1 protein-coding gene is annotated in these 1,292 nt (G+C 71.3%); it reads left to right on the plus strand.

Annotated features, from left to right (window positions below):
* Positions 1 to 651: 651 nt before the first annotated feature.
* Positions 652 to 1,292 (plus strand): hypothetical protein (locus C1I97_RS37440; protein WP_181447100.1); only part of this gene is annotated, 641 nt, incomplete at its 3' end.

The raw sequence follows: 1,292 nt of genomic DNA on the forward strand, positions 1-1,292 counted from the left end.
CTCCCGGCCCATGTCACCCGTCCGTCACGATGGTGTCCCGCCAGGTGGCGCAGGGGAACAAGGCACCGGAATCCGCAGGTGGGGGACGGTCGGCTCCGCCGGATCGAGTGTCCGGCCCGTCCTGGCGGGACGCTTCGCGGGCTGCCGCTTCCCCGGAGACCGCCACGGCCCTCGGACCGGAGCACAAAGGGCTTGACCGCCTGCACCACGTCCACGTCGTGGGACACGATCCCTCGACGCCCGGCCAGGAGGCACCCACCCCTCTGAAAAGCGTGAGCACCTCGGCCTCCAGTGTTCACACGCCGCTCATCTGAGTGCACGAGTGACACTCGCCTGCCAGATGCTCACCCTTTCGGCACTGACACGGTCCAGGGGCCGCCAGTGGCACTGACGGCAGATCAGCCGCGCGCGATGTGGGGGCCGTTGTCTCATGGGGTGGCCGCCGTACGGCTCACCCGAACACTTCGAGCAAGGCCGCTTGCACCACAAAGCGGGACGCCGGCCCTCTCTGTCACCCGTCCGGGTGACCGGCTTGCGGGGGAGAGATACGGAACGTTACGTTCACCGCGACAACCGCAGACAGAGACGGCCCCCGGCCGGGAGGGCAATCCCGATCGAGGGCCTGACCGATCAGGAAGCAAGCCCTTCCCAATGGCTGACCCGCAGTCTAACGCGCGCCTGCGCGCCGACGCCGGATCTCCGACCTCCGGCGTGATCCACGTACGCACCCGCCTCACCGCCGACTTCACGGTGATCTCCAACGCCCTCGCGCAACGGCGCGGCAGCGCCGTCACGATCGGCGTCGCGGCGTACATCCTCTCCCTGCCCGACGGCTCCCCGGTGAGCATCGCCGCACTGTGCGAGCACTTCACCGAGGGCGAGATCCTGATCTCGCGAGCGCTCAGGGAGCTCGAAGCGGCCGGATACCTGGAACGCCGCCGCGAGCGCCTGTCCACCGGGCAGATCCGCACCCGGACGTACTTCTACGACGTCCCCGGCGGCACCTCGGACGACGAACCTCCCGAGCCGCCGAAACCGCCTCGGCCCCGGAAGCAGCCCACCGCCGCGGAAGCCCCGCCCGCGTCCGCGGCCGTGCCCGACGAGACGGCGGAACCCCCGGTGCCACTCGCCGACGCCGACCCGCAGGCAGTCGCCGTACTCGCCGCCCTGCGACGGGTCGATCCCCGCCTGGTCCTCTCCGGGCAGGAGGCCGCCCGCCTGGCCCCGGCCGTCGCCCAGTGGCTCGCGGCGGGCGTCGGAGCGGCCCAGATCACCGGACTGCTCACCACGAG

This window comes from Streptomyces sp. NTH33, assembly GCF_003236365.1.
GTDB lineage: Bacteria > Actinomycetota > Actinomycetes > Streptomycetales > Streptomycetaceae > Streptomyces.